We start from the raw sequence: 204 nt of genomic DNA, 5'->3' as shown, positions 1-204 counted from the left end.
GCATCGATCGAAGGTTGAAGGCGATCGACGTCATCGACGTGCTCTCGGACCTGTTCATCCTGCGCGGTCTGCCAGAGCATATTCGTTCAGACAACGGTCCCGAGTTCGTCGCCAAAGCCGTGCAGGATTGGATCAGCGCGGTCGGTGCCAAGACCGCCTACATCGCGCCCGGCAGTCCCTGGGAGAACGGCTTCATCGAGTCGT

General features: G+C 60.8%; 1 protein-coding gene. It reads left to right on the top strand.

What is annotated here, in order from left to right:
* Positions 1-204: DDE-type integrase/transposase/recombinase (locus AX750_RS13000; RefSeq protein ID WP_156462455.1), on the top strand; the 204-nt coding region annotated here is incomplete at both ends.

Source organism: Methylobacterium sp. CCH7-A2, assembly GCF_001557075.1.
Taxonomy (GTDB): Bacteria; Pseudomonadota; Alphaproteobacteria; order Rhizobiales; family Beijerinckiaceae; genus Allobosea; species Allobosea massiliensis.
The sequence above is the reverse complement of the archived record's forward strand: the minus strand, read 5'-3'. Positions and strand labels throughout refer to the sequence as shown.